Annotated in this window: 21 protein-coding genes; 11 read left to right on the top strand and 10 right to left on the bottom strand. The window is 58.1% G+C overall.

The genetic code is table 11. The features are described from left to right. The first annotated feature begins 3 nt into the window (after positions 1-3). Positions 4-1,137: a P-loop NTPase gene (locus ACED87_RS04400; RefSeq protein WP_449089641.1), complete on the top strand. Its 1,134-nt coding sequence runs from the start codon at positions 4-6 to the stop codon at positions 1,135-1,137. Positions 1,138-1,239: 102 nt separating this feature from the next. Here ACED87_RS04400 and ACED87_RS04405 read toward each other — a convergent pair whose 3' ends face one another. Further along, positions 1,240-1,605 carry a Sec-independent protein translocase TatB gene (locus ACED87_RS04405; protein WP_449083737.1) on the bottom strand — a complete coding sequence of 122 codons (366 nt, stop codon included), beginning with the start codon at positions 1,603-1,605 and terminating at the stop codon, positions 1,240-1,242. Positions 1,606-1,715: 110 nt separating this feature from the next. On the opposite strand from ACED87_RS04405, the gene ACED87_RS04410 reads away from it, so the two are divergent. Beyond that, on the top strand, positions 1,716-2,357 hold the full coding sequence (locus ACED87_RS04410; RefSeq protein ID WP_449083739.1) for an O-methyltransferase: 642 nt from the start codon (positions 1,716-1,718) through the stop codon (positions 2,355-2,357). A gap of 92 nt (positions 2,358-2,449) precedes the next feature. On the opposite strand, the gene ACED87_RS04415 is transcribed toward ACED87_RS04410, so the two are convergent. The 3 genes from ACED87_RS04415 to ACED87_RS04425 all read right to left on the bottom strand — a co-directional run bounded on the left by ACED87_RS04415 (position 2,450) and on the right by ACED87_RS04425 (position 4,568). Next, positions 2,450-2,611 (bottom strand): DUF3117 domain-containing protein, encoded by a 162-nt coding sequence (locus ACED87_RS04415; RefSeq protein ID WP_449083741.1) that lies wholly within the window; start codon positions 2,609-2,611, stop codon positions 2,450-2,452. Positions 2,612-2,731: 120 nt separating this feature from the next. Then, positions 2,732-4,168, bottom strand: coding sequence for a hypothetical protein (locus ACED87_RS04420; RefSeq protein ID WP_449083743.1), 1,437 nt, complete (start codon positions 4,166-4,168; stop codon positions 2,732-2,734). 4 nt (positions 4,169-4,172) lie between these two features. Then, positions 4,173-4,568 (bottom strand): DivIVA domain-containing protein, encoded by a 396-nt coding sequence (locus ACED87_RS04425; RefSeq protein WP_449083745.1) that lies wholly within the window; start codon positions 4,566-4,568, stop codon positions 4,173-4,175. 215 nt (positions 4,569-4,783) lie between these two features. On the opposite strand from ACED87_RS04425, the gene ACED87_RS04430 reads away from it, so the two are divergent. Genes ACED87_RS04430 through ACED87_RS04445 form a run of 4 tightly spaced genes read left to right on the top strand, consistent with a single transcriptional unit; the run spans position 4,784 to position 8,033 of the window. Further along, positions 4,784-5,512 carry an amino acid ABC transporter ATP-binding protein gene (locus ACED87_RS04430; protein ID WP_449083773.1) on the top strand — a complete coding sequence of 243 codons (729 nt, stop codon included), beginning with the start codon at positions 4,784-4,786 and terminating at the stop codon, positions 5,510-5,512. A gap of 15 nt (positions 5,513-5,527) precedes the next feature. Beyond that, positions 5,528-6,376 carry a glutamate ABC transporter substrate-binding protein gene (locus ACED87_RS04435; RefSeq protein ID WP_449083747.1) on the top strand — a complete coding sequence of 283 codons (849 nt, stop codon included), beginning with the start codon at positions 5,528-5,530 and terminating at the stop codon, positions 6,374-6,376. 59 nt (positions 6,377-6,435) lie between these two features. After that, a complete protein-coding gene (locus ACED87_RS04440; RefSeq protein WP_449089642.1) occupies positions 6,436-7,119 on the top strand; it encodes an amino acid ABC transporter permease in 684 nt (227 codons plus the stop codon). Next, the gene (locus tag ACED87_RS04445) at positions 7,116-8,033 is read left to right on the top strand and encodes an amino acid ABC transporter permease (RefSeq protein ID WP_449083750.1); all 918 of its coding nucleotides are present in this window, start codon (positions 7,116-7,118) and stop codon (positions 8,031-8,033) included. Before ACED87_RS04440 ends, ACED87_RS04445 begins: the two co-directional genes overlap by 4 nt. Positions 8,034-8,169: 136 nt before the next feature. On the opposite strand, the gene dapE is transcribed toward ACED87_RS04445, so the two are convergent. Beyond that, positions 8,170-9,318: a succinyl-diaminopimelate desuccinylase gene (gene dapE, locus ACED87_RS04450; RefSeq protein WP_449083752.1), complete on the bottom strand. Its 1,149-nt coding sequence runs from the start codon at positions 9,316-9,318 to the stop codon at positions 8,170-8,172. A gap of 62 nt (positions 9,319-9,380) precedes the next feature. On the opposite strand from dapE, the gene dapD reads away from it, so the two are divergent. Further along, positions 9,381-10,340 carry a 2,3,4,5-tetrahydropyridine-2,6-dicarboxylate N-succinyltransferase gene (dapD, locus tag ACED87_RS04455; RefSeq protein ID WP_449083754.1) on the top strand — a complete coding sequence of 320 codons (960 nt, stop codon included), beginning with the start codon at positions 9,381-9,383 and terminating at the stop codon, positions 10,338-10,340. Between the two features lie 129 nt (positions 10,341-10,469). Further along, entirely contained in the window at positions 10,470-11,483 is a 1,014-nt protein-coding gene (gene galE, locus ACED87_RS04460) for a UDP-glucose 4-epimerase GalE (RefSeq protein WP_449083755.1), read from the top strand. A 115-nt stretch (positions 11,484-11,598) separates the two neighbouring features. Here the strand turns inward: galE and ACED87_RS04465 are convergent, their stop codons facing one another. The 5 genes from ACED87_RS04465 to typA form a co-directional block, all read right to left on the bottom strand. Further along, positions 11,599-12,879 carry a citrate synthase gene (locus tag ACED87_RS04465; RefSeq protein ID WP_449083757.1) on the bottom strand — a complete coding sequence of 427 codons (1,281 nt, stop codon included), beginning with the start codon at positions 12,877-12,879 and terminating at the stop codon, positions 11,599-11,601. A 215-nt stretch (positions 12,880-13,094) separates the two neighbouring features. Further along, positions 13,095-14,225: a succinyldiaminopimelate transaminase gene (dapC, locus tag ACED87_RS04470; RefSeq protein ID WP_449089643.1), complete on the bottom strand. Its 1,131-nt coding sequence runs from the start codon at positions 14,223-14,225 to the stop codon at positions 13,095-13,097. A gap of 31 nt (positions 14,226-14,256) precedes the next feature. Beyond that, positions 14,257-14,580 (bottom strand): ferredoxin, encoded by a 324-nt coding sequence (gene fdxA, locus ACED87_RS04475; protein WP_135013646.1) that lies wholly within the window; start codon positions 14,578-14,580, stop codon positions 14,257-14,259. A 121-nt stretch (positions 14,581-14,701) separates the two neighbouring features. Then, positions 14,702-16,000, bottom strand: coding sequence for a PIG-L family deacetylase (locus tag ACED87_RS04480; RefSeq protein WP_449083761.1), 1,299 nt, complete (start codon positions 15,998-16,000; stop codon positions 14,702-14,704). 199 nt (positions 16,001-16,199) lie between these two features. After that, positions 16,200-18,113: a translational GTPase TypA gene (gene typA, locus ACED87_RS04485; RefSeq protein ID WP_449083763.1), complete on the bottom strand. Its 1,914-nt coding sequence runs from the start codon at positions 18,111-18,113 to the stop codon at positions 16,200-16,202. A gap of 422 nt (positions 18,114-18,535) precedes the next feature. Here typA and pgi point away from each other — a divergent pair, with 422 nt between their 5' ends. The 3 genes from pgi to ACED87_RS04500 form a co-directional block, all read left to right on the top strand. Further along, positions 18,536-20,215, top strand: coding sequence for a glucose-6-phosphate isomerase (gene pgi / locus ACED87_RS04490; RefSeq protein ID WP_449089644.1), 1,680 nt, complete (start codon positions 18,536-18,538; stop codon positions 20,213-20,215). Between the two features lie 108 nt (positions 20,216-20,323). Then, the gene (locus ACED87_RS04495) at positions 20,324-20,746 is read left to right on the top strand and encodes a hypothetical protein (RefSeq protein WP_449089645.1); all 423 of its coding nucleotides are present in this window, start codon (positions 20,324-20,326) and stop codon (positions 20,744-20,746) included. A 265-nt stretch (positions 20,747-21,011) separates the two neighbouring features. Further along, the coding region (locus ACED87_RS04500) for a hypothetical protein (protein ID WP_449089646.1) at positions 21,012-21,649 on the top strand (638 nt) is incomplete at its 3' end.

Here is a 21,649-nt window from a genome sequence, read left to right on the forward strand (position 1 = left end):
CCTATGCAGACATCACATGTGAATGAGGAGCTCCTAGCGGCCCTTGCAACTGTTATTGACCCTGAGCTGCGCCAGCCTATCACTGAGCTGGGTATGGTTGATCGGGCTGAGCTGGCTGGCTCTGTGGCTCATATCAGGGTGCTCCTGACGGTTGAGGGTTGCCCTTTGCGTTCGACCATTGAGGCGGACGTCCGCGCTGCTGTTTCTGCCCTGGGGCAGGTGAGCGAGGTTGAGCTTGAGATGGGGTTTATGAGCCCTGGTCAGCGGGCTGCTTTGCGTCAGCGCCTGGGCCACACCAAGCAGAACCCTTTTACGACCCCTGGTTCGCTTACCCGTGTTTTTGCGGTGGCTTCTGGTAAGGGCGGGGTGGGTAAGTCTTCTGCCACTGCTAACCTGGCTGCGGCCTGTGCCTCTATGGGCTTGAGTGTGGGGATTGTTGATGCCGATGTGCACGGTTTTTCAATTCCGGGGCTGCTGGGCATCACCGCTGGCCCGACCCGCATGGACGATATGATCATTCCTCCGGTGCTGGAAGCTCCTACAGGTGGCGGGGTGATTAAGGTGATTTCTATTGGCATGTTTGTGAAGCCTGATCAGCCTGTTGCCTGGCGTGGGCCTATGTTGCACCGGGCTTTAGAGCAGTTCTTGACTGATGTGCATTTTGGGCATCTTGATGTGCTTTTCCTTGATTTGCCCCCGGGCACCGGTGATATTGCTATTTCCATGGCCCAGCTTTTGCCTCATGCTGAGATTCTTCTGGTTTCTACCCCCCAGTTGGCGGCTGTGGATGTGGCGCAGCGGGCTGGTACCTTGAGTGTGCAGACCGGGCAGAAGGTGATTGGGGTGCTAGAGAATATGGCGGCTTTGCAGTTGCCTGATGGTAGCAGTCTGCCGCTTTTTGGTGAAGGTGGTGGGGCTCTGCTGACGGAGTCTTTGGGTAAGGCCCTGGGCTATGAGGTGCCCTTGTTGGGGTCTGTGCCTTTAGAGGTTGCCTTGCGTGAGGGTGGGGACGCTGGCACCCCGGTTGTCTGGGGTGCCCCTGAGACAGCGGCGGCCCAGGAGCTGGTAAAAATCGCCCGGGCTTTGACTCACCGCCCGCGCGGGCTTGCCGGTGCTTCTTTGCCTTTTACTGTCTAGCCCAGCTCATAGGGAGTGCAAAAATCTCAAAAGGACCGCATCATGGATGCGGTCCTTTTGTAATAAGCCCCCCCCCTTTAGCTTCTAGGGCTGGGTAAGTGTTTAGGTGGCTTCGGTATCGAAGGGGGCCCAGGCGCCCTGGGGTAGGCGGGAGCTGACCGATGCGGCCGGTGTAGCAGCGGCTTTAGCTTCAAGTTCCTTACGGCGTTCTTCTTCGTCTTCAGCGAAGGCCTCGCGCACAATGACGCGGGGGTCGTACTGGCGGGGGTCGTACTGGCGCCAGTTGATGTCGCCCAAATCTGGGCCCAGGGTTTCTTTCAGGTCATCTTTGGCGTCAAAAGCCATGCGACGCGCCCATTTGATAAATTCTTTGAGTTGCTGGGCATACTCGGGCATACGTTCTGGCCCGATGACGACAAACACCAGGATCGCTAGAACAATAAATTCGAGGCCGCTAATTCCAAACACACAAAGAGATTACCAGTTCAGCCCGGGTGTTCGCCCATAAAACGGGTGGGGTTGATTAAGATGTTTCCAGAATCATTACCGCGCGCGCTCATGTGAAGGTGAAGTATTAGGTGAATACTCAGGAACAAACTCGAAGCTGGGTTTATGCTGAAGAGTTCCCCCTGGAGGCTGAAGCTGTGGCTTCTGCCCGGGCTCAAGCCGAACGACTGGATGCTACCCCTGTGGCCCCGTCGGTAGCTTCACTGCTCACAGTGCTAGCTGCTGCGACCAAGGCCCAGCATGCGGTAGAGATTGGGTGCGGGGCCGGTGTCGCCACCGCAGCCCTGGTGATGGGTTTAGCCCCCGGCGCTGCGCTCACAGCTATTGATATTGATTCAACCCGCTGCCAGGCTACCCGGTCTTTGCTGGCAGCGAGTGGCCTTGATGCTAGCCACCGGGTGCGCGTCATTACCGGGGACGCTGCGGCGGTACTGCCCCGCCTGTCGGCGGCCTCGTATGATTTAGCTTTTATTGATGCAGGTAGCCAGCTAGCTGAACAGCTAGTTTATGACACGCTAGCCCTCTTAGAGCCCGGTGGGCTACTGATTTTGCATGACCCGCTGGTGGGTGGGGCTGTGGCTAACCCTACTGCCCGTGACGCTATCACTGTTTCGGTACGCACCGTCTTGCAGGAGGTAGCAGCCTGCACCGCTGATGTTTTTGTGTCTCTAATCCATGCAGGTGAGGGCCTTTACCTGGTCTATAAACGCTAAAAGCCCCCGCCGTCACCCGGTAGGGGTTATAGGCAGGGGCTGAGGCCTAGGGCGCAGGGCCTAGGAGGGCTAAGGTCTAAGAGTGTTAAGGTTTAGACGTTTTCGACGCAGGCGCGGATGGCTTCAACTTCTTCTTCGGTGATGTCAAGAACCAGTCGGCCGCCACCTTCAACGGGAATGCGCATGACGATGCTGCGCCCTTCGCGCACGATTTCGAGGGGGCCGTCGCCGGTGCGAGGTTTCTGAGCTGCCATCTTGGTTCTCCTTCAATGAGGTTGGTCTGCGGTGGCCCGGCATCTGCTGCCAGTTCTACCTTCTTATCATCATAGTGCTTAGTTGGCTTACTTCTAAGTTTTTCGTGAAAACTTGCAGGTTTAGGGCGGGTAGTCCCCACCACCGGGTAGTTGCTTCCAGTGCCAGAGCCAGCCAACCCAGCCAAATTGTAGGGTTGCCCCACTGATAATCAGCAGCCAACGGTAGGCCCGCGAAGCTGAGAGAGCCACCAGGGGCAAGAGGAGGGGGAAGAGAGGTAAGAGCAGGCGGAAGGTGGATGACTGGGGGTTGAAGAAGGCCAGCATGTAGAGTGCGTAGGCTGCACACCAGGTAATGAGAGCTGGGTGGAGCACCCGCCTGGTCACAGGGGCTGATAAGCACAGCAGGTAGAGTAAGAGCAGTAAGAGCAGGACGAGTGGCCCCAGCACCTGCCCCAAATACAGTTGGCTTTGGGTAAGCCAGGGCACAAAGGGTAGTACGTTTTCGCCGCCTGCCCGCCAGGCTGCTTCGGTGGCGGTGTAGGCGTCCATACGCCCGGTAGCGGCCCAGGCAAGAGCCGGGTGAATGAAGGCAAAAGCGCAGACAGCCAGGGCAGAGGCTAGCTGCAGACCGGTTGAGCGCAGAGCCCGCAGAAAACCTTGCTCCCTTGCTTGAGCACCCCAGCAGATGAGCCACCAGAGGCCCACAGCGGCGCCCAGGGGCACCCCCACGGGGCGAGAGAGGGCAGCACCTAGAGCCGGAATCAGCAGCAGGAGGTAGCGTTGCTGCACCAGCCAAAAGAGGGCCCAGGCCAGGAAGAAAAGGCCGGTGGCCTCGGCGTACCCTGTTTGTAAGATGGGGGCGATGGCGCAGAAGCTGACGGCGGCAGTTGCCCAGAGGGCTGTTGTTTCCACTTCGCTTGTGGGTGCCCTGTCTGTGTGCGCCTCGATTGTGTGTGCCCCGCCTGTGTGTGCCCCGCCTGTATGCCTACCGGCGCGCTGGCCCGTCACGGCCTGCCCGCCCCGGCACTGGTTGGTATCAAGGGTGAGTGCCAGTCTTCGAGTGCGCAGGCTGGCCTCAAAAAGCCGGTAGATCATCCAGGCTGCCCCGAACCCGAAAAGAAGCGAGATGGTAGGGGCAAGAACCTGGTAGTCCAGGCCGGTTAGCCTGCTGATAGTGCCGCTGATAAAAGGGTAGAGGGGGTAGAAGGCCCACTCGTTTTGAGCCACCTGGCCGCTAGCCCCCACCGGGAGCACACTGGGGTAACCGTGGTCAGCTATCTTGGCGTACCAGTCCGCATCCCAAATAGTGACGAACTCCAGGTAGCCCATGGAGGTGTTCTTCCAGGGGCTATAGGTCTGGTGCAAGCCCACCGTCGAAAAGATAAACCAGCCCCAGATTCTACTGGCAGCGTAGATGAGGGCCACCCGTAGGGCAAGAGGCAGGGAGGCAAAGAAGAAGGCAAACCGGCTGGCGTTCACGTTCAGGGCTACAGCGGCGTGCTCAAGCACCCGGCCTTTCACAGGGGCAGGCGGACGCTCCACTGACGGACGCTCCACTGGCCTAGCCTTGCCCATCTGAGCTAGGTGCGGCGTCCGTACCCTGAGAGCTCTGAGACTCCTGCGAGCCCTGAGAGCCTTGAGAGACCTGCCCCAGGGCCTCAAGTTGGGCCCGCAGGCGGCTGTTTTCAGCAATGACTTGAGCAAGCACCCCATCAACCTCATCACGGTTATACCCTAACGCTGATGTGGCAAAACGCACCCGACCCAGCTCAGCTGCGTCCGGACGTTCCGAAAGAATCACCGGCGGCTCAGCGGCAGGAACCAGCGCCAGACCGTCTTGGCTCAGCGCATCCAGCACCTTACGCGCCGGAACTAAGCGATCTGTGCCCAGCACTGCACAGGCAACAGTCACCACCGCCAGCACCATAAAAGTCACTGCAACTAGCAAATAATTCATACCGTCCTCCCACCTGGGCCAAAGCTCCCGCCCGGCACCAGCGAACACACCAAACAAAGATGACTGCAAAAACCACACCCCGCGTAACAAGTTATTTACCGTACAGGGAGTAAGGTAAGCACATATACCATTTGGTTTGTGCCACAGCACCTCAATGCTACCGGCGCACGCACTGAATCCACCATACGAGAGGAAGCCCAGTGACTACTAACGCACTGGTTCAACTCACCCATGTGAACAAGCACTACGGTGAGAACCACGTCCTCAAGGACATCAACCTTTCCATCGGCAAGGGCGAAGTTGTCGTCTTGCTCGGCCCCTCAGGCTCCGGCAAGTCCACCCTCTGCCGCACCATCAACCGCCTAGAATCCATCACCGACGGCACCATCACCATCGACGGCAAAAACCTGCCCGAAGAAGGTAAAGAGCTAGCCAACCTGCGCGCAGAAGTCGGCATGGTCTTCCAGTCCTTCAACCTCTTTGCCCACAAAACCATCCTGGAAAACGTCACCCTAGGCCCCCAGAAGGTCCGCGGCATGAACAAGACTGCCGCTGAAGAACTGGCCATGAGCCTGCTCAAAAAGGTCGGCGTTGATAACCAGGCCTCTAAGATGCCCGCCCAGCTCTCCGGCGGTCAGCAGCAGCGCGTAGCCATCGCCCGCGCCCTGGCCATGAAGCCCAAGGTCATGCTCTTTGACGAGCCCACCAGCGCCCTGGACCCCGAAATGGTCAACGAAGTACTCGACACCATGGTCTCCCTAGCCCGCGAAGGAATGACTATGATCGTAGTCACCCACGAGATGGGCTTTGCCCGCAAGGCAGCAGACCGCATCGTATTCCTGGCCGACGGTGAAATCGTCGAAGAAGCCACCCCCGATCAGTTCTTCACCAACCCCCAGTCAGACCGCGCCAAGGACTTCCTCGGCAAAATCCTGGGCCACTAAGGGGACGGTCATACCATGAACTTCTTACCTACCACAGCAAAGGTCGGCACCCTAGCGGCCCTGCTCGCCACCGGCGTCCTGGCCTTCTCCGGCTGCACCGCATCCGGTAGCGAAGACACCATCCGCATCGGTATCAAATACGACCAGCCTGGCCTGGGCTACCAAGACGGACGCGACTACACCGGCTTCGACACCGACGTAGCCCGCTACGTCGCCGCTGAATTAGGCTACTCAGAAGACCAGATCGAATGGGTAGAGGCCCCCAGCTCCAACCGCGAAAACATGCTCACCAATAACCAGGTAGACATGATTTTTGCGACCTACTCCATCACCGAAAAGCGACTCAAAACCGTCGACTTCGCCGGGCCCTACTTCGTCGCTGGCCAGGACCTTCTGGTACAGGCAGATAACACCGACATCACCGGCCCCGAATCTCTTGCCGGGAAGAACCTGTGCTCTGTCACCGGCTCAACCAGCGCCAAAAAGATTCAAGACAACTACTCATCAGAGGTTCAGCTCGTTCAGCAGAACTCCTACTCTGACTGCGTCGTTGCCCTCAACGCTGGCATGGTCGATGCTGTCACCACCGATGACATCATCCTGGCAGGTCTAGCCTCCACCAAGGCCAACCAGGGCGAACTCAAACTCGTCGGGCACACCTTCTCCACCGAAAACTACGGTGTCGGCCTGCCCAAGGGCTCCGACAAATGCGCCGCCGTCAATGCGGCCATCAACAAGATGGTCGAAACCGGCGCCTGGGAAGAAGCCATCCAAAAGAACGTAGGTGCCGCTGACTACACCTACAACGCCGAGCTGAACCCGCCCGTCCTCACCGAAGCCTGTGCCACTGTTGACCCCAAGTAAGGCCACAGGGCACAGTGCCCCCTCTCTACACCACCATCTTTCAACTACCGGAGGCTTTCATGTCGTTCTCTGAACAGCTCTCCACGCTCTTTGCCACCTACGACGTCATCGGCGCCTTCTGGACCAACGTCCAGCTGACCTTCTGGGCAGCTATCGGATCCTTCGTCCTTGGCTCCATCTTGGCACTCATGCGTATCTCGCCCGTGCCTTCCCTACGCTGGGCGGGCACCGCCTACGTACATCTGGTCCGCAACACCCCGCTGACCATCCTGATGACTCTGGCAATCTTGGGCGTGTGGACCCAGTTCCAGCTCTCACTAGCAACTAGCTTTGAGTGGAACTTCTTTATCTACGCCGTCATCGTCCTTGCCATCTACCACGCGGCCTTCGTCTGTGAAGCCATCCGCTCAGGCGTTAACACCGTACCTGTCGGCCAGGCTGAGGCAGCCCGCGCTATCGGTCTTAGCTTCCTGCCCACCGCCCGCTACGTGATCTTCCCGCAGGCTTTGCGCGGCTCCATCACTCCCCTGGGTAACACCCTGATCGCGCTGGCCAAGAACACTACCGTAGCCACCGTCGCCTCAGTCGCTGAGGCCTCAGGCATGATGAAATCCATGATTGAGTTCAACTCAGACCTGATCTTCATGATCTTCTTCGTCTTCGCCATGGGCTTTGTGATTATTGTTGTCCCCATCGGCCTACTAACCACCTGGGCCTCTCGTAAACTGGCGGTGAAGCGATGAGCAAGCGTATGACCTCAACCTCGGTCCTCTTTGACCTACCCGGCCCCAAGGCCCGCGCCCGCACCCGCATCTTCAACATCGTGGCAATTCTGCTCCTGGCAGTAGGTGCCGCTTACGTGATGATGGTGATGAACCGTCAGGGCCAGCTAGAAGCCGAGAAATGGACCTCCCTCTTCTCCGGTAACCTCTGGGTCAACTACATTCTGCCGGCCCTCTGGAAGACCCTCTCAGCCGCACTTATTTCTGTAGTGACCTCGGTAGCTTTCGGTCTTTTCTTTGGTCTAGCCCGTCTCTCCCCCAATAAGGCTGTGCGGGCCTTTGGCACCGTGGTCGTGGAATTCTTCCGCGCCGTTCCCGTGCTGATTATGATGATTTTCTTCTGGCTCTTCCTAGGCCAGCTCAACATCTTTGCCCCCTCACAGCTGCCCTTTATCGCTGTTGTTCTAGGTCTGACCCTCTACAATGGTTCGGTCATCGCTGAGCTTCTACGCTCAGGTGTGCAGCAGCTGCCCAAGGGCCAGGGCGAGGCCGGTCTAGCCATCGGCCTAACCCCCTGGAAGGTGCTGACCCTGATTCTGGTGCCCCAGGCGCTCACCGCCATGATGCCCTCCCTGCTCTCGCAGTTCGTGGTTATCCTTAAGGACACCGCCCTGGGTTACATCATCTCCTACCCCGAGCTGCTGGCTGCCGCCCGCCGCTTTGGCTCCGGTGAAGGCAACATTCTGCAGATGCTCCTGCTGGCTGCCCTGATCTTCGTGGTCATCAACTTCGCCCTGACTCTCTTTGCTGAGTGGTTGGCTAAGTACATGAGCTCCCACTCTGATGTGACTATCAAGCACGCCGACGGTGTGCCCGGTGAAGTGGACGAAGCCCGCCCCAAGACCGAGCTGATGTTCAAGATTCCCAAGCACTAGCGTCCGCGCATCTTACCTGGCGCATAGAGGAAGGGCCCCATCATCTGATGGGGCCCTTCCTCTATTTTCTTAGCCGGGGCTGGGCAGGTTTCTTAGGCTGTGCAGGTTTCTTGGGCTGTGTGCAGGCTACAAAGGATTAGGACGCAGTCAGCCAGTTCTCCAGGGCCGCATAGCAGGCGCTCACCTCAGTAGCTTTCACATGCTCATTATCGGTGTGGGCCAGCAGCGCATCACCGGGACCAAAGTTGACGGCAGGAATACCGATTTCGCTAAAGCGGGCAACGTCCGTCCACCCGTACTTGGGCTTAGGCTCCTGCCCTACCGACTCAATCAAGGAGCGAGAAAGTGGGGCATCTAGGCCGGGGCGGGCTGCTGATGAGAGGTCAACGAAGTCCAGCTCGTAGCCCTCAAAGACCTCCTTGAGGTGGGCTACAGCCTCGTCCAGGGTCTTGTTGGGGGCAAAACGGTAGTTGATGTGCACACCTGCCTCATCGGGGATCACGTTACCGGCCACTCCGCCTGAAATTTGCACGGCGCTAAGCCCCTCACGGTAGGCTAGGCCCTCCACCTCGTAGGTGGCTGGCTGGTAGGCGTCCAGGCGCCCGAGTACGTCCGCCATCTTGTGGATAGCGTTCACGCCCTTCCAAGAGCGCCCCGAGTGGGCGGCAACACCGGAGGTACGAATCCAGAAGCGGATGGTGCCGTTGCAGCCACCCTCAATGGTGCCGTCAGTAGGTTCAAGAAGGACCGCGAGCTCAGCATCGGTCAGCTTTTCGCGGTGGTTGCGCATCAGACGGGCCAGGCCGGAGAACTCAGAGGCAACCTCTTCATTGTCATAAAAGACGTAGGTGATGTCATAGCGGGGGTTTGTTAGGCGGGCAGCCAGGGCTAACTGCACGGCCACACCTCCCTTCATATCAACTGCGCCGCGGCCATACAGCACCCGCTGCCCTTCCTCTTCAACCCAGATAGCTGGGACGGTTCCCAAAGAACCGGGGGTACGAGGTAGAGGCACAGTATCCAGGTGCCCGGCCAGTACAATGCGGGTATCTCGGCCTAGGTTAGTTCGGGCGATGATGGAATCGCCGTCGCGGGTTATCTCCAGCCCGCCGATTGTTTCAAGGGCCGCCTGCACGGCGTCCGCTAAACGCACCTCTGCCCCAGAGACAGAATAGACGTTGAGCAGATCTGCGGTGAGGTCTTCAACCGGCTGAGTCAGGTTGAGGACGCTGGGGCCCACATGGGCGAATTCGGCGGCTTGGGTGAGGGTTGGGTTCTTGGTCATAGTTCCACCATACAAGCAGATAGCACAACAAGACACCCTTCTGATTCCGTAGACTAGTGTGTATGACTGAAAATAACACCCGCGTAGCATCCGGTCTGGGCCTGGCCACCGTCGTAGCCTCTGGCGACAACGAAGGCACCGTCCTAGATGTCTGGTACCCCGCCCCCACCCTCACCGACACCGCTGACGACTCTGTAGCAGGCGACCTTGAAGCCCTGGTTGAAGCAGATGAAGACCGCAACGTCGTGCGTGAACTGGTGAACGTCACCATCAACCTTGATGAAGCACCGGCCAACGCAGCGGACGCCTACCTGCGCCTGCACCTGCTCTCTCACACCCTCGTTGCCCCCAACACCATCAACCTTGATGGCCTGTTCGGCAAGCTAACTAACGTTGCCTGGACCAACTTTGGCCCCGTCCTCGCCAGCGAATTCAACACTGTATCTCTCAAGCTGCGTCGCCGCGGTGCCCTGGTGGTTACCCACGTCGATAAGTTCCCCCGCATGATTGATTATGTAGTACCTGCCGGTGTGCGCATCGGTGATGCTGACCGTGTGCGCCTGGGCGCCCACCTGGCTGAAGGTACCACTGTCATGCATGAGGGCTTCGTCAACTTTAACGCCGGTACTCTGGGTGAATCCATGATTGAAGGCCGCATCTCTCAGGGCGTTGTGATTGGCAACGGCACCGACATTGGTGGCGGCGCCTCCACCATGGGAACCCTCTCTGGTGGTGGTACCCAGCGGGTTTCCATCGGCGAGCGCTCCCTGCTCGGTGCTGAAGCTGGCATCGGTATTGCCCTGGGTGATGACTGCGTTGTAGAGGCTGGCCTCTACGTAACTGCCGGTTCCCGTGTGACCCTGCTGGCTAAGGGTAAGGAGCCTCAGATTGTTAAGGCTATGGAGCTTTCTGGCCAGGATAACCTGCTCTTCCGCCGTAATTCAGTAAGTGGTGCTATTGAGGTGCTCCCCCGCGCTAATAACACTGTTGAGCTGAATTCAGCTTTGCACGCTAACGACTAGTAGTTATCTGGCATCGTCGTATGCGGTGTCTTAGCTCTATTCTTTCCTGCCCACCTGGCTAAAACCGGGTGGGCAGGGCCTTTATGCGGGTAAGCTAGAAAGAGCATCAATTATCTACGAGGGGAAAACGTGAAGATTCTCGTTACCGGCGGCGCCGGCTACATCGGCTCACATACTGTACTCGAACTGCTCAAGGCAGGCCACGAGGTAACCGTTATGGATAATCTGGCGAACTCGTCCATGGAGTCCTTAGCCCGCGTTGAAGAGCTCACCGGCAAGACCGTAGAGTTCCATAAGGTTGACCTGCTGGATCTGCCCGCTATGAAGCAGCTTTTTAATCTGGTGAAGCCTGATGCGGTGATTCACTTTGCTGGTTTGAAGGCTGTGGGCGAGTCCGCTGAAAAGCCCCTGTGGTACTACCAGACCAACGTGGCCGGCACCCTCAACCTGCTCTATGCCATGGAAGATGCTGGCTGCCACTCCATTGTTTTCTCTTCATCAGCAACCGTCTACGGTGAGCCTGAGTCCATGCCGCTGGTTGAAAAGATTAACATGGACGCCCAGTCCTGCTACGGCCGCACCAAGGAGCATATTGAAGATATGCTGGTTGACCTTGCAGCCTCAGACTCCAAGTGGAACATTGCCCTGCTGCGCTACTTCAACCCGGTAGGTGCCCATGAGTCCGGCCGTATCGGTGAAGACCCTGCCGGTATTCCCAACAACCTGGTGCCCTTCATCGCCCAGGTTGCTGTGGGTCGCCGCGAGTACCTGAATGTCTTTGGTAACGACTACCCCACTGTTGATGGCACCGGTGTGCGCGACTATATTCACGTCGTTGACCTAGCTGATGGGCACCTCAAGGCCCTGGATTACATCACCACCCATGGGGGGCTGCGCACCTGGAACCTGGGCACTGGTAACGGTTACTCGGTGCTAGAAGTTCTCCACGCTTTTGAGAAGGCTGCCGGTAAAGAGCTGCCCTATAAGATTGTGGACCGCCGCCCCGGCGATGTGGCTGTCTCTTATGCTGACCCCGCTGCGGCTCTTGCCGATTTGGGCTGGTCTGCTACCCGCGACATTGACACCATGGTTCGTGATCACTGGAACTGGCAGAAGAACAACCCCAACGGCTACGAATCCTAGGAGGTAGCGGGGCCCTAGCCCCTGCCTCATACAGTTGAGCCCCGGCGTCCTTACCCTCTTTCAAGGGGGTAGGACGCCGGGGCTCAGTGTTTACCGTGCCAAGGCTAGGGCTCTTTTAGCGCTGGGGGTAGGGGCGCTCAGTTTCACCAATGTAGACCTGGCGGGGGCGGCCGATCTTGCGGTCAGGGTCCTGGATGGCTTCGGTCCACTGGGCGATCCAGCCAGGCAGACGCCCCAGGGCGAAGAGGACGGTGAACATCTGCTCAGGGAAGCCCATGGCCTTGTAAATCAGGCCGGTGTAGAAGTCTACGTTGGGGTAGAGCTTCCGTTCGATGAAGTAATCATCGTTGAGGGCTTTTTCTTCCAGGCGCTTAGCAATTTCAAACAGTTCGTTGTTGCCGCCAATGCTTTCAAGAATCTTATCGGCAGTCTTCTTGACGATGCGGGCGCGGGGGTCGTAGTTCTTGTAGACGCGGTGGCCAAAGCCCATCAGGCGCACGCCGTCTTCCTTGTTCTTGACCTTCTCCATGAAGTCTTCGGGGCTGATGCCCTCGTCCTTAATCTGGTTGAGCATAGCCAGCACAGCCTCGTTGGCGCCACCGTGAAGGGGCCCATAGAGGGCGTTGATACCGGCTGAAACTGAGGAGAACATGTTGGCGTTTGATGAACCAACTAGGCGGACGGTGGAGGTGGAGCAGTTCTGCTCGTGGTCTGCGTGCAACAGCAGCAGCAGGTCGAGGGCCTCAGCGTGGAGGGGGTTGACCTCGTAGTCTTCGGTGGGGAAGCCGAAGCACATGCGTAGGAAGTTCTCGGTGTAGTTGAGGTCGTTGTTGGGGTAGATGGAGGGCTCGCCCTTGGACTTCTTGTAGGCGTAGGCGGCCAGGGTGGGCACCTTGGAGAGCAGGCGGTAGGTGGAGATTTCTACCTGACGGGGGTCAAAGGGGTCAAGGGAGTCAGAGTAGAAGGTGGACATGGCTGAGACGCTAGAGGCGAGCACGGCCATGGGGTGGGCGTCGCGGGGGAAGCCGCGGAAGAAGAATTTGAAGTCTTCGTGCACCATGGTGTGGTGGCGGATCATCTGGTCGAAGTCTTCCAGCTCTTCAGGGCTGGGCAGTTCGCCGAAGATGAGAAGGTAGGCAGCTTCGAGGAAGCTGGACTTTTCTGCCAGTTCTTCGATGGGGTAGCCGCGGTAGCGCAGGATGCCGGCGTCACCGTCGATGTAGGTGATAGCTGACTTTGCATTAGCAGTGTTCATGAAACCGGGGTCGTAGGCTACTTTTCCGGTTTCTTGGAGCATGCCAGCGACGTTGAAAGCACCGTTACCTGCGGTTGCTTCTTCTGTGGGTAGAAGTAGCTCTTTGTCGTCGTAACGTAGCTGTGCTTGGTGGTCAGTCATTGTTGTTCCTCCTAATAAACGAGGCAGCGTACGTGCGAGGCGGGAATCGTAGAAAGGGTGCGGTTTTCCATGTCGGACGGGAAACCGCACCGTGCACGTATGCTTATCATCTATGGTTCACATTACAACAGACTGATGTGCAAGGTCACATTCTTGGCATACTTCAGGTCAGATTACGTTCTTTGGCGACACTCATTTGACATGAGCAATTTTAACTACTCTGAAAGACGAGCAGCAGCGCGGGCGATGTCGTCATCAGAGCCGGTCAGAGCAAGACGAACATAGCCCTCACCTGCGGTTCCATAGAACACGCCGGGGCCAATGAGAAGACCCTTTTCAGCAAAACGCTGCACAGTTGCCCAGGTATCTTCCCCTGCCGTAGCCCACAGATACAGCCCGGCCTCAGAGTGTTCAACCCTCAAACCAAAACGCTCAACAGCAGGAAGCAGAACCTCGCGGCGGGCCCGGTAGAGGTCCTTCTGAGCCTCAACGTGGGCGTCATCTGTCAAGGCAACGGTCATGGCCACCTGCACGGGGGCAGGCACAATCATGCCCGCATGCTTACGGGAGTTAACCAGGTTGGCCATGATAGCGGCATCACCAGCAATAAAGGCACCCCGGTAGCCAGCAAAATTAGACTGCTTAGAAAGAGAGTAGGCTGCCAGAACCAGCTCTTGGCTCTCCCCGCAGACGCGGGGGTCAAGAACAGAGGGCACAGACTTTCCACCACGCGAGGCGTCCCATTCTCCCCAGCCCAGCTCTGCGTAGCATTCATCGGAGGCTACCACAGCACCTAAGGCGCGGGCGTCCTCCACAATCTTTTTGAGCTCGTCAACATCGCGCACAATACCGGTGGGGTTAGCCGGGGAGTTGATCCATATTAGACGCACGCGGGCGCGGGTGGCCTCATCGAGGTCCTCCAGAGAATCAGCTGCGACAGGGGTGGCCCCAGCAAGCTGGGCACCGATGTCATAGGTAGGGTAAGCAACAGTGGGGCGGACGACGACATCCCCCTCCCCCAGGCCCAGCAGGAAGGGGAGCCAGGCAACGAGTTCTTTTGAACCAATCGTGGGCATGACCTGGTCGGTGGTCAGACCGGGTACACCGCGGCGGCGGTCAAACCAATCAACAATAGCCTGACGCAGGGTAAGACTACCGTGGGTTGTAGGGTAGCCGTGGGCGTCGGTAGCACCGGCGAGGGCATCACGAATGACAGCCGGGGTAGGGTCAACCGGGGTGCCGATGGAGAGGTTAATGAGCCCCTCTGGGTGGGCTTCAGCAGTGGCCCGGTAGGGGGCCATAGTGTCCCAGGGGTAGTCGGGCAGGTCAAGGCCAAATTCGCGCATAGTGTGCTTTCTATGGGGTTTTACCCCGTATTTAGTCCTGGTTCTGAGGGGGTAGGGCCGCAATCATGGGGGCATCCTTAGCGATGACGCCCAGGCGGGCAGCACCACCGGGTGAGCCAAGGTCGTCAAAGAAGTCAGCGTTAGCAGCGGTGTAGTCTTCCCACTCTTCAGGAACATCGTCCTCGTAGTAGATTGCTTCTACGGGGCAGACCGGTTCACATGCACCGCAGTCGACGCATTCGTCGGGGTGAATGTAGAGGGAACGTTCGCCTTCGTAGATGCAGTCAACGGGGCATTCTTCAACGCAGGCGCGGTCTTTAACGTCGACGCAGGGCTGGGCGATGATGTAGGTCATGAGTGCCTTTCTGGTGGTGACGCACCGGTGCGGGGAGTGTCAGGTAACTGTGCACTAGTGTATCTGCTCACCGGTCTAGGGGCAGATTTTTGTGATGGATGAGATAGCTTGGTGAAGCGGCTTAGCGTTTCTTACGGCGGTACCTGCTGGCACTGACCATGCCAAAGACGCAGGCAAGGAGAGAGCCTAGGGCCCAGATAGTTCCGGCGGTGCCTATGGGGTTACTGGGGTTGATATACACCAGCATTGAAGAGCCCTTGGTGAAAGCAAAAACACCAATGAGGGCAAAGGCGGTGGCCCCCACTAGGGCTGCCGTCCAGTTCTTTTCGGTATGGATAGCAGCCCAGGTTGCGGCAAAGTAGACGGTGAGCAGACCCAGGGCAGCACCCCACGGGATCCAGAGGGCGCTGGTGGGGTACCAGATATGGGCATGGTACATGGTGCCAGCAAAACCAGCGATAATGCCAAGGGCGATAGCAGTGATAGCTGAATTGATGGGGCCAGGGGCTTCCACGTTATCTTCGGGCAAGGCATCCGCTGGTGTTCCAGCCTGGGCAGTTCCCCACAGGAGCCGGTAGGTCTCAGTGGAGTTAATCGGCTGGGGCACCTTGTTGGAGTACTCGAAGGTGGTATCACTCGTAATGGTGATTTGGGTAGCGTGGGCGCGCATGGCTTCGCGCTTACGCTCAATATTGCCCATGATGACAGCCTGCTGGCGGGTATCTTGGGGGTTGGGGTCACCTTCAATACCCCACAGCGCGATAGGAGCGAAAGGGGTGCCCTCTAGGGAGCGGACGGCCGCGTAGGTGGCCTCATAGGTGCGCTTATGATCCGGGTGGCCGTAGCCGCCGTCCGCATCGTAGGTGACAACCACATCTGGTCGAGTATCGCGGATAGCGCTGGCGATAGCGTCCGCCTGAGGTTTAAGAGGCAGGCGGGTCAGGCAGTCATCGGCAGCGGAGGGGTTAGCAATGGCACGCCCATCTGCCCCCCAGGCCATGCCCGAATCACGGTAGCTGGTGCGCTCACCGGGAAGGTAGCTAGAGCCTTCACCTAAGTAGAGGTGATGACGCACGCCCAGGGCTTTGAGGGCCGCAGCAAGCTCACCGTCACGGTATTCGCCCAGGGCATGGCCCCGGTCTGCGTTAGCGGGGTGTGCTGCTTCAAGGTGGCGCAAGGAGGGGTCAATGACCTCACCCATTTCACCGCGGGTCATAGTGAGCAGGTGTACGGTGGCGCCAGCGTCAATGAGGGCACCGATCGTAGCACCGGTAGAGGTGGATTCATCGTCGGGGTGGGCGTGGACGAAGAGCACGGTAGCGTCTTTAGGTTGGAGTCCTTCAGGGATCAGGCTGAAGGTGGCGCTGCTGGTGATAAGCTCACCGGCAACCGGGTAGTGGGGTTGGGCGTCGAGTTCCATGGTGGCGGTTTTCTGCTGGATGCTATTTGGTTCCTAGCAATTTTATCTTTAGTTGCGCCGCTCTGGCTGGGTTTGAATCTTTTATGGTGTGTTCAACTCATCGCGGTCAGAGTCTTACAGCTATCAACAGGGCCGTGGCCCGCTCCCCTACTAGCGGGAAACGGGCCACGGCCCTATGAGGTTTTACCTCAGGTTGGTCTTAGGCGCGGGCGCGGCGGCGTGCCTCACGCACACGCTCGTTAGCGTCCAGAATGACCTTGCGGATGCGAATAGCTTCAGGGGTAACTTCCACACACTCGTCCTCACGAGCCCATTCCAGGGACTCTTCAAGAGTCAGCTTCTTGGGGGGAGTCATGTTTTCGAAGTTATCTGCTGAAGCTGAACGCATGTTAGTCAGCTTCTTTTCACGGGTGATGTTGACTTCCATGTCATCTGCACGGGAGTTCTCACCGATGATCATGCCCTCGTAGACCTCAGCGGTGGGTTCTACGAAGATGGTGCCGCGTTCTTGCAGACCGATGATGGCGTAGGGGGTTACAACGCCGGCACGGTCAGAAATCATGGAACCGTTGGAGCGGTAGTCGATGTCGCCAGCCCAGGGCTCGTAGCCGGTGGAGTAGGACGATGAGATACCGGCACCGCGGGTTTCGGTGAGGAACTTGGTGCGGAAGCCAATGAGGCCACGGGCGGGGACAGCGAATTCCATGCGGACCCAGCCGGTACCGTTGTTGGCCATGTTTTCCATACGGCCCTTGCGAGCTGCCATGAGCTGGGTGACGGCACCCAGGAACTCTTCGGGCACATCGATAATCATGTGTTCCATGGGCTCATGAATCTTGCCGTCGATGGTCTTGGTAACAACCTGGGGCTTACCGACGGTCAGCTCAAAGCCTTCACGGCGCATCTGCTCAACCAGGATAGCCAGGGCCAGTTCACCACGGCCCTGAACTTCCCAGGCGTCCGGACGCTCGGTGGGCAGAACCTTGAGGGAGACGTTACCGATGAGTTCCTTATCGAGGCGGTCCTTGACCTGGCGGGCGGTAACCTTGGCGCCCTTGACCTTACCGGCTAGGGGTGAGGTGTTGATACCGATGGTCATGGAGATGGCGGGGTCATCGACCTTGATCAGGGGCAGGGGCTTGGGGTTCTCGGGGTCGGTGAGGGTTTCGCCGATGGTGATGTCTTCGATACCGGCAACAGCAACGATTTCACCGGGGCCGGCAGAATCAGCAGGTACGCGTTCTAGGGCCTTGGTGGCTAGCAGCTCGGAGATGCGCACGTTCTTGGTTTCGCCGTCCTGGCGTACCCAGGCAACGGTCTGGCCCTTCTTGAGGGTGCCGTTGAAGATACGCAGCAGGGCCAGACGGCCCAGGAAGGGTGAGGAGTCCAGGTTGGTTACGTGTGCCTGTAGGACCTCGGTGGGGTCGTAGGTGGGGGCAGGGACGTGCTCAAGAATGGTCTCGAAGAGGGGTTCGAGGTCGTCGTTATCGGGTAGGGCGCCGTCGGCGGGCTGGTTCAGTGATGCTGCACCGGCCTTACCTGAGGCGTAGACAACGGGTACGTTGAGCAGGGCATCAACGTCAAGGTCGGGTACTTCGTCGGCCAGGTCGCTGGCCAGGCCCAGGAGCAGGTCCATGGATTCGCCCACGACTTCGTCGATACGAGCGTCGGGGCGGTCAACCTTGTTAACAACCAGGATGACGGGCAGCTTGGCCGCTAGGGCCTTACGCAAAACGAAGCGGGTCTGGGGCAGGGGGCCTTCTGAGGCGTCCACCAGCAGAACAACACCGTCGACCATGGAGAGGCCGCGTTCAACCTCGCCACCGAAGTCGGCGTGGCCGGGGGTGTCGATGACGTTGATGGTGATTTCTTCACCCTTGGCTGCGGGGCCGGAGTAGAACACGGTGGTGTTCTTGGCCAGAATGGTGATGCCCTTTTCCTTTTCGAGGTCACCGGAGTCCATGACGCGGTCTTCAACGTCAGCGTGGGCGGAGAATGCGTTGGTCTGCTTGAGCATCGCATCGACGATGGTGGTCTTGCCGTGGTCAACGTGAGCCACGATTGCCACGTTGCGAAGGTCACTTCGTGACGCGGTCTTCTGAGTTTCAGACATGCGGAAAATATCTCGCTTACATGTTTAGGGATAGATAAGGACGCCGGTGCGCAGCTTACCAGCCGATAATTCGGCACCAGCGCAGTGGGCATTCGGTTTGATTATACCGGCGGCACCCAAACTAGCCGCTATCTTGTGGGACACATTGGCTAGCTTTAAAGGGCCTATCAGCGCCCCAAACCGCCTGCCCCACCTGACAGGTAGCCAGATGGGGCAGGTAAGTGCTATGTGAAAAACCTGGGTGCACAGCAGGGGTGGGGCTTATTTCAATGCCAACGTCACTGATAATAAGTGGACCTTCTCTTATCTGGGTTCATAGTGCGAGACACATAGAAGCCACGCCCTGCACCTCGACTGAAAAACATCAAATCGCCTTAAAATAAAGAAACGAACACTTACATCAACAGGAAGGTAGAGCCTACATGTCTCTTCCCGCCATCACCGACCCCACCCAGACCACAGCATGGTCGGCCCTGAGCGACCACCAGCAGAAGACCGCTGCCGATTTGCGCGCCTGGTTTGACGCCGACCCCACCCGCGCAGAAAAGCTCAGCTTCACCGCAGCAGACCTCTATGTAGATCTCTCCAAGAACCTCATCACCGAAGAAACCCTAGCTTTGCTCACTCAGCTGGCTGAAGAGGTTAACCTTCAAGAGCGTCGCGACGCTATGTTCACTGGCGAACATATCAACGTCACCGAAGACCGCGCCGTCCTGCACACCGCCCTGCGCCGCCCCCAGGGCGCAACCCCCGCCCTGGTCGTTGATGGCCAGGACGTTGATACTGATGTTCATGACGTACTTGCCAAGATGTACGATTTAGCTGACCGCGTGCGCTCAGGCGAATGGGTAGGTATCACCGGCAAAGCCATCGAGACCATTGTTAACATCGGCATCGGTGGCTCTGACCTTGGCCCCGTGATGGTCTACGAGGCACTCAAGCCCTACGCCCAGCCTGGCCTGACCGCCCGGTTCATTTCTAACATCGACCCCACCGATGCCGCCGAAACCGTAGCAGACCTTGACCCAGAGACCACCCTTTTCATCGTGGCCTCTAAGACCTTCGGCACCCTTGAAACCCTCACCAACGCCCGCGTCTGCCGCGACTGGCTACTCTCCTCCCTGCGCGAGGCAGGCACCCTAGAGGGGAAGGACGAGAAGGACGCCGTCGCCGCCCACTTCGTGGCTGTTTCGACCGCCCTGGATAAGGTTGAGGACTTCGGCATCGACCCCGAGAACGCTTTTGGCTTCTGGAACTGGGTGGGCGGACGCTACTCCGTCGATTCAGCTATCGGCACCCCCTTGGCTATCGTGCTGGGCCCCGATGTGTTTGAGCAGTTCCTAGCTGGTTTCCACGCCATGGACGAGCACTTCCGCACCGCCCCCCTGGCCCAGAACGTCCCGACCCTCATGGGTTTGCTCAACATCTGGAACGTCAACTTCTTGGGTGCAGAAACCCACGCAGTACTCCCCTACGACCAGTACTTGCACCGTTTCCCCGCCTACCTGCAGCAGCTAACCATGGAATCTAACGGTAAATCCGTGCGCGCAGACGGCAAGCCTGTCACCACCGCCACCGGTGAAGTTTTCTGGGGTGAGCCCGGCACCAACGGCCAGCACGCCTTCTACCAGCTCATTCACCAGGGCACCCGCCTGATTCCTGCTGATTTCATCGCCTTCGCTAACCCGGTTCATGCAACCCGCGACGGCGAGCAGGACGTCCATGAACTCTTCCTGGCTAACTTCTTCGCCCAGACCAAGGCCCTAGCTTTCGGTAAGACTGCCGATGAGGTTCGCGCTGAGGGCACCGATGAAGAGATCGTTCCTGCCCGTGTCTTCTCAGGTAACCGCCCCACCACCTCCATCATGGCTTCTCAGCTGACCCCCTCCGTCCTGGGCCAGCTCATTGCCCTCTACGAGCACATCACCTTTGTGCAGGGCATTGTCTGGGGTATCGATTCCTTCGACCAGTGGGGTGTTGAGCTGGGCAAGCAGCTAGCCCTACAGCTAGCTCCCGCAGTGGGCGGGGACCGCCAGGTACTTGCCGAGCAGGATTCCTCTACCCAGGGCCTTATCGAGTTCTACCTCAAGAACCGCGGCTAAGAGAACCTACCACTCTCAGCAGCAGCGCCCTCTCCCCTATGCACTCTCACAGGCCCGTGAGGGGCTAGAAGGGGAGGGCGCTGCTTCTTTTTTAGTAGTCTTGAAAGTATGTCTGAGCATAAACCTACCCGCCCGATGCACGATTACCAGCCTAGGGAAGATACTCCCGAGGCTCTTAACCTTGATGGTTTTGATGATGAGCAGGCGGACGAGCTCCGGGCACCTGCTTCGGCCCAGCAGGTAGGTTTTGCCCAGGCTGTACGTCTTTTTTATCGGCATTATTGGAACAGCAGAGGGCAGGCATCCGCTAGTGAATTTTGGTGGGCTGTGCTCTACCTTGTGGTAGGTACCGTGCTCTATTTTGGGGCTACTCTATGGCTTAACTACCTCACCTTGGCTGAGGACGCTTCATCGTTGGCGCGCACAGTTTTTATGCTGCTGGTTATCACGAACCCGCTGTGGGTTCTTGTTAATATCGGCCCGTTACTGTCTCTCATTAAGCGCAGACGGAATGCCGCTCATGCTTCGTAGGAGGGTAAATCGCTCAGGAAATAGATAGTTATAGGCCGGGTGCACCCTATTTGTCTTATCAAGCCTGAAATTTTCTGTCATAAACACCTATTCACAAGATTTTGTCCACCGATTAGGGGGTAATCGCCAGCTTGTGAGTTATAGTGGTCTTGTCACTAGCGTATTACTAGCGAGCAGGTGGCTAATCCCCCAGGGAGGGATTGTCTGATAGTTCGTAGTAATACCTGCCCAGTAATGGGTATCCGCATACTTTGAGAGGTTACTTATGACTTCATTCCACAAATCCCCCAAGAAGGCTACCGGTGCTGTAGTAGCACTTTCACTCGGCATGGCTTCTTTCGCAGTTGCACCTGCTTCTGCTGCCGAAACCTCTGAGTGGGTTGATCTTCCCACCGTCACCAACGAAGGCTCCGCTTGGGTAGCTCAGAATGGTGATGTTGACGGTTCAGCTTTCACCACCGACACCGTCAACTCCGGCGAAGCTTCCACCACTTCTGAGTGGGTTGACTTCGAGTCCGACGAAGATGGTTCCGCTTGGGTTAACGAAGATGGCACCATCGACAACGGTTCAGCATGGGCCAACGACAACCTCACTCCCGCTCCTGCACAGCCTGCAGTTCCTGCTGATGGCTCCACCTGGGTTGACTTCGAGTCCGACGAAGATGGCTCCGCTTGGGTTAACGAAGATGGCACCATCGACAACGGTTCAGCATGGGCCAACGAGAACCTGAACCCCGTTGTTGTAGAGCCCGCCGTTCCTGCTGACGGTTCCACCTGGGTTGACTTCGAGTCCAACGAAGACGGTTCCGCTTGGGTTAACGAAGATGGCACCATCGACAACGGTTCAGTATGGGTCAACGAGAACCTGAACCCCGCTCCCATCGAAGAAGCTCCCCTGGTTAC

Source organism: Rothia sp. 32237D007AR (assembly GCF_053544675.1).

Coding starts and splice junctions, on each gene's coding strand:
- ACED87_RS04415 (WP_449083741.1), bottom strand. CDS start 2,611: ATGGCAGCTCAGAAACCTCGCACCGGCGACGGCCCCCTCGAAATCGTG.
- ACED87_RS04480 (WP_449083761.1), bottom strand. CDS start 16,000: ATGGAACTCGACGCCCAACCCCACTACCCGGTTGCCGGTGAGCTTATC.
- dapD (WP_449083754.1), top strand. CDS start 9,381: ATGACTGAAAATAACACCCGCGTAGCATCCGGTCTGGGCCTGGCCACC.
- ACED87_RS04435 (WP_449083747.1), top strand. CDS start 5,528: ATGAACTTCTTACCTACCACAGCAAAGGTCGGCACCCTAGCGGCCCTG.
- ACED87_RS04440 (WP_449089642.1), top strand. CDS start 6,436: ATGTCGTTCTCTGAACAGCTCTCCACGCTCTTTGCCACCTACGACGTC.
- ACED87_RS04495 (WP_449089645.1), top strand. CDS start 20,324: ATGTCTGAGCATAAACCTACCCGCCCGATGCACGATTACCAGCCTAGG.
- ACED87_RS04465 (WP_449083757.1), bottom strand. CDS start 12,879: ATGACTGACCACCAAGCACAGCTACGTTACGACGACAAAGAGCTACTT.
- fdxA (WP_135013646.1), bottom strand. CDS start 14,580: ATGACCTACATCATCGCCCAGCCCTGCGTCGACGTTAAAGACCGCGCC.
- pgi (WP_449089644.1), top strand. CDS start 18,536: ATGTCTCTTCCCGCCATCACCGACCCCACCCAGACCACAGCATGGTCG.
- dapE (WP_449083752.1), bottom strand. CDS start 9,318: ATGACCAAGAACCCAACCCTCACCCAAGCCGCCGAATTCGCCCATGTG.
- dapC (WP_449089643.1), bottom strand. CDS start 14,225: ATGCGCGAATTTGGCCTTGACCTGCCCGACTACCCCTGGGACACTATG.
- ACED87_RS04425 (WP_449083745.1), bottom strand. CDS start 4,568: ATGAATTATTTGCTAGTTGCAGTGACTTTTATGGTGCTGGCGGTGGTG.
- typA (WP_449083763.1), bottom strand. CDS start 18,113: ATGTCTGAAACTCAGAAGACCGCGTCACGAAGTGACCTTCGCAACGTG.
- ACED87_RS04400 (WP_449089641.1), top strand. CDS start 4: ATGCAGACATCACATGTGAATGAGGAGCTCCTAGCGGCCCTTGCAACT.
- ACED87_RS04445 (WP_449083750.1), top strand. CDS start 7,116: ATGAGCAAGCGTATGACCTCAACCTCGGTCCTCTTTGACCTACCCGGC.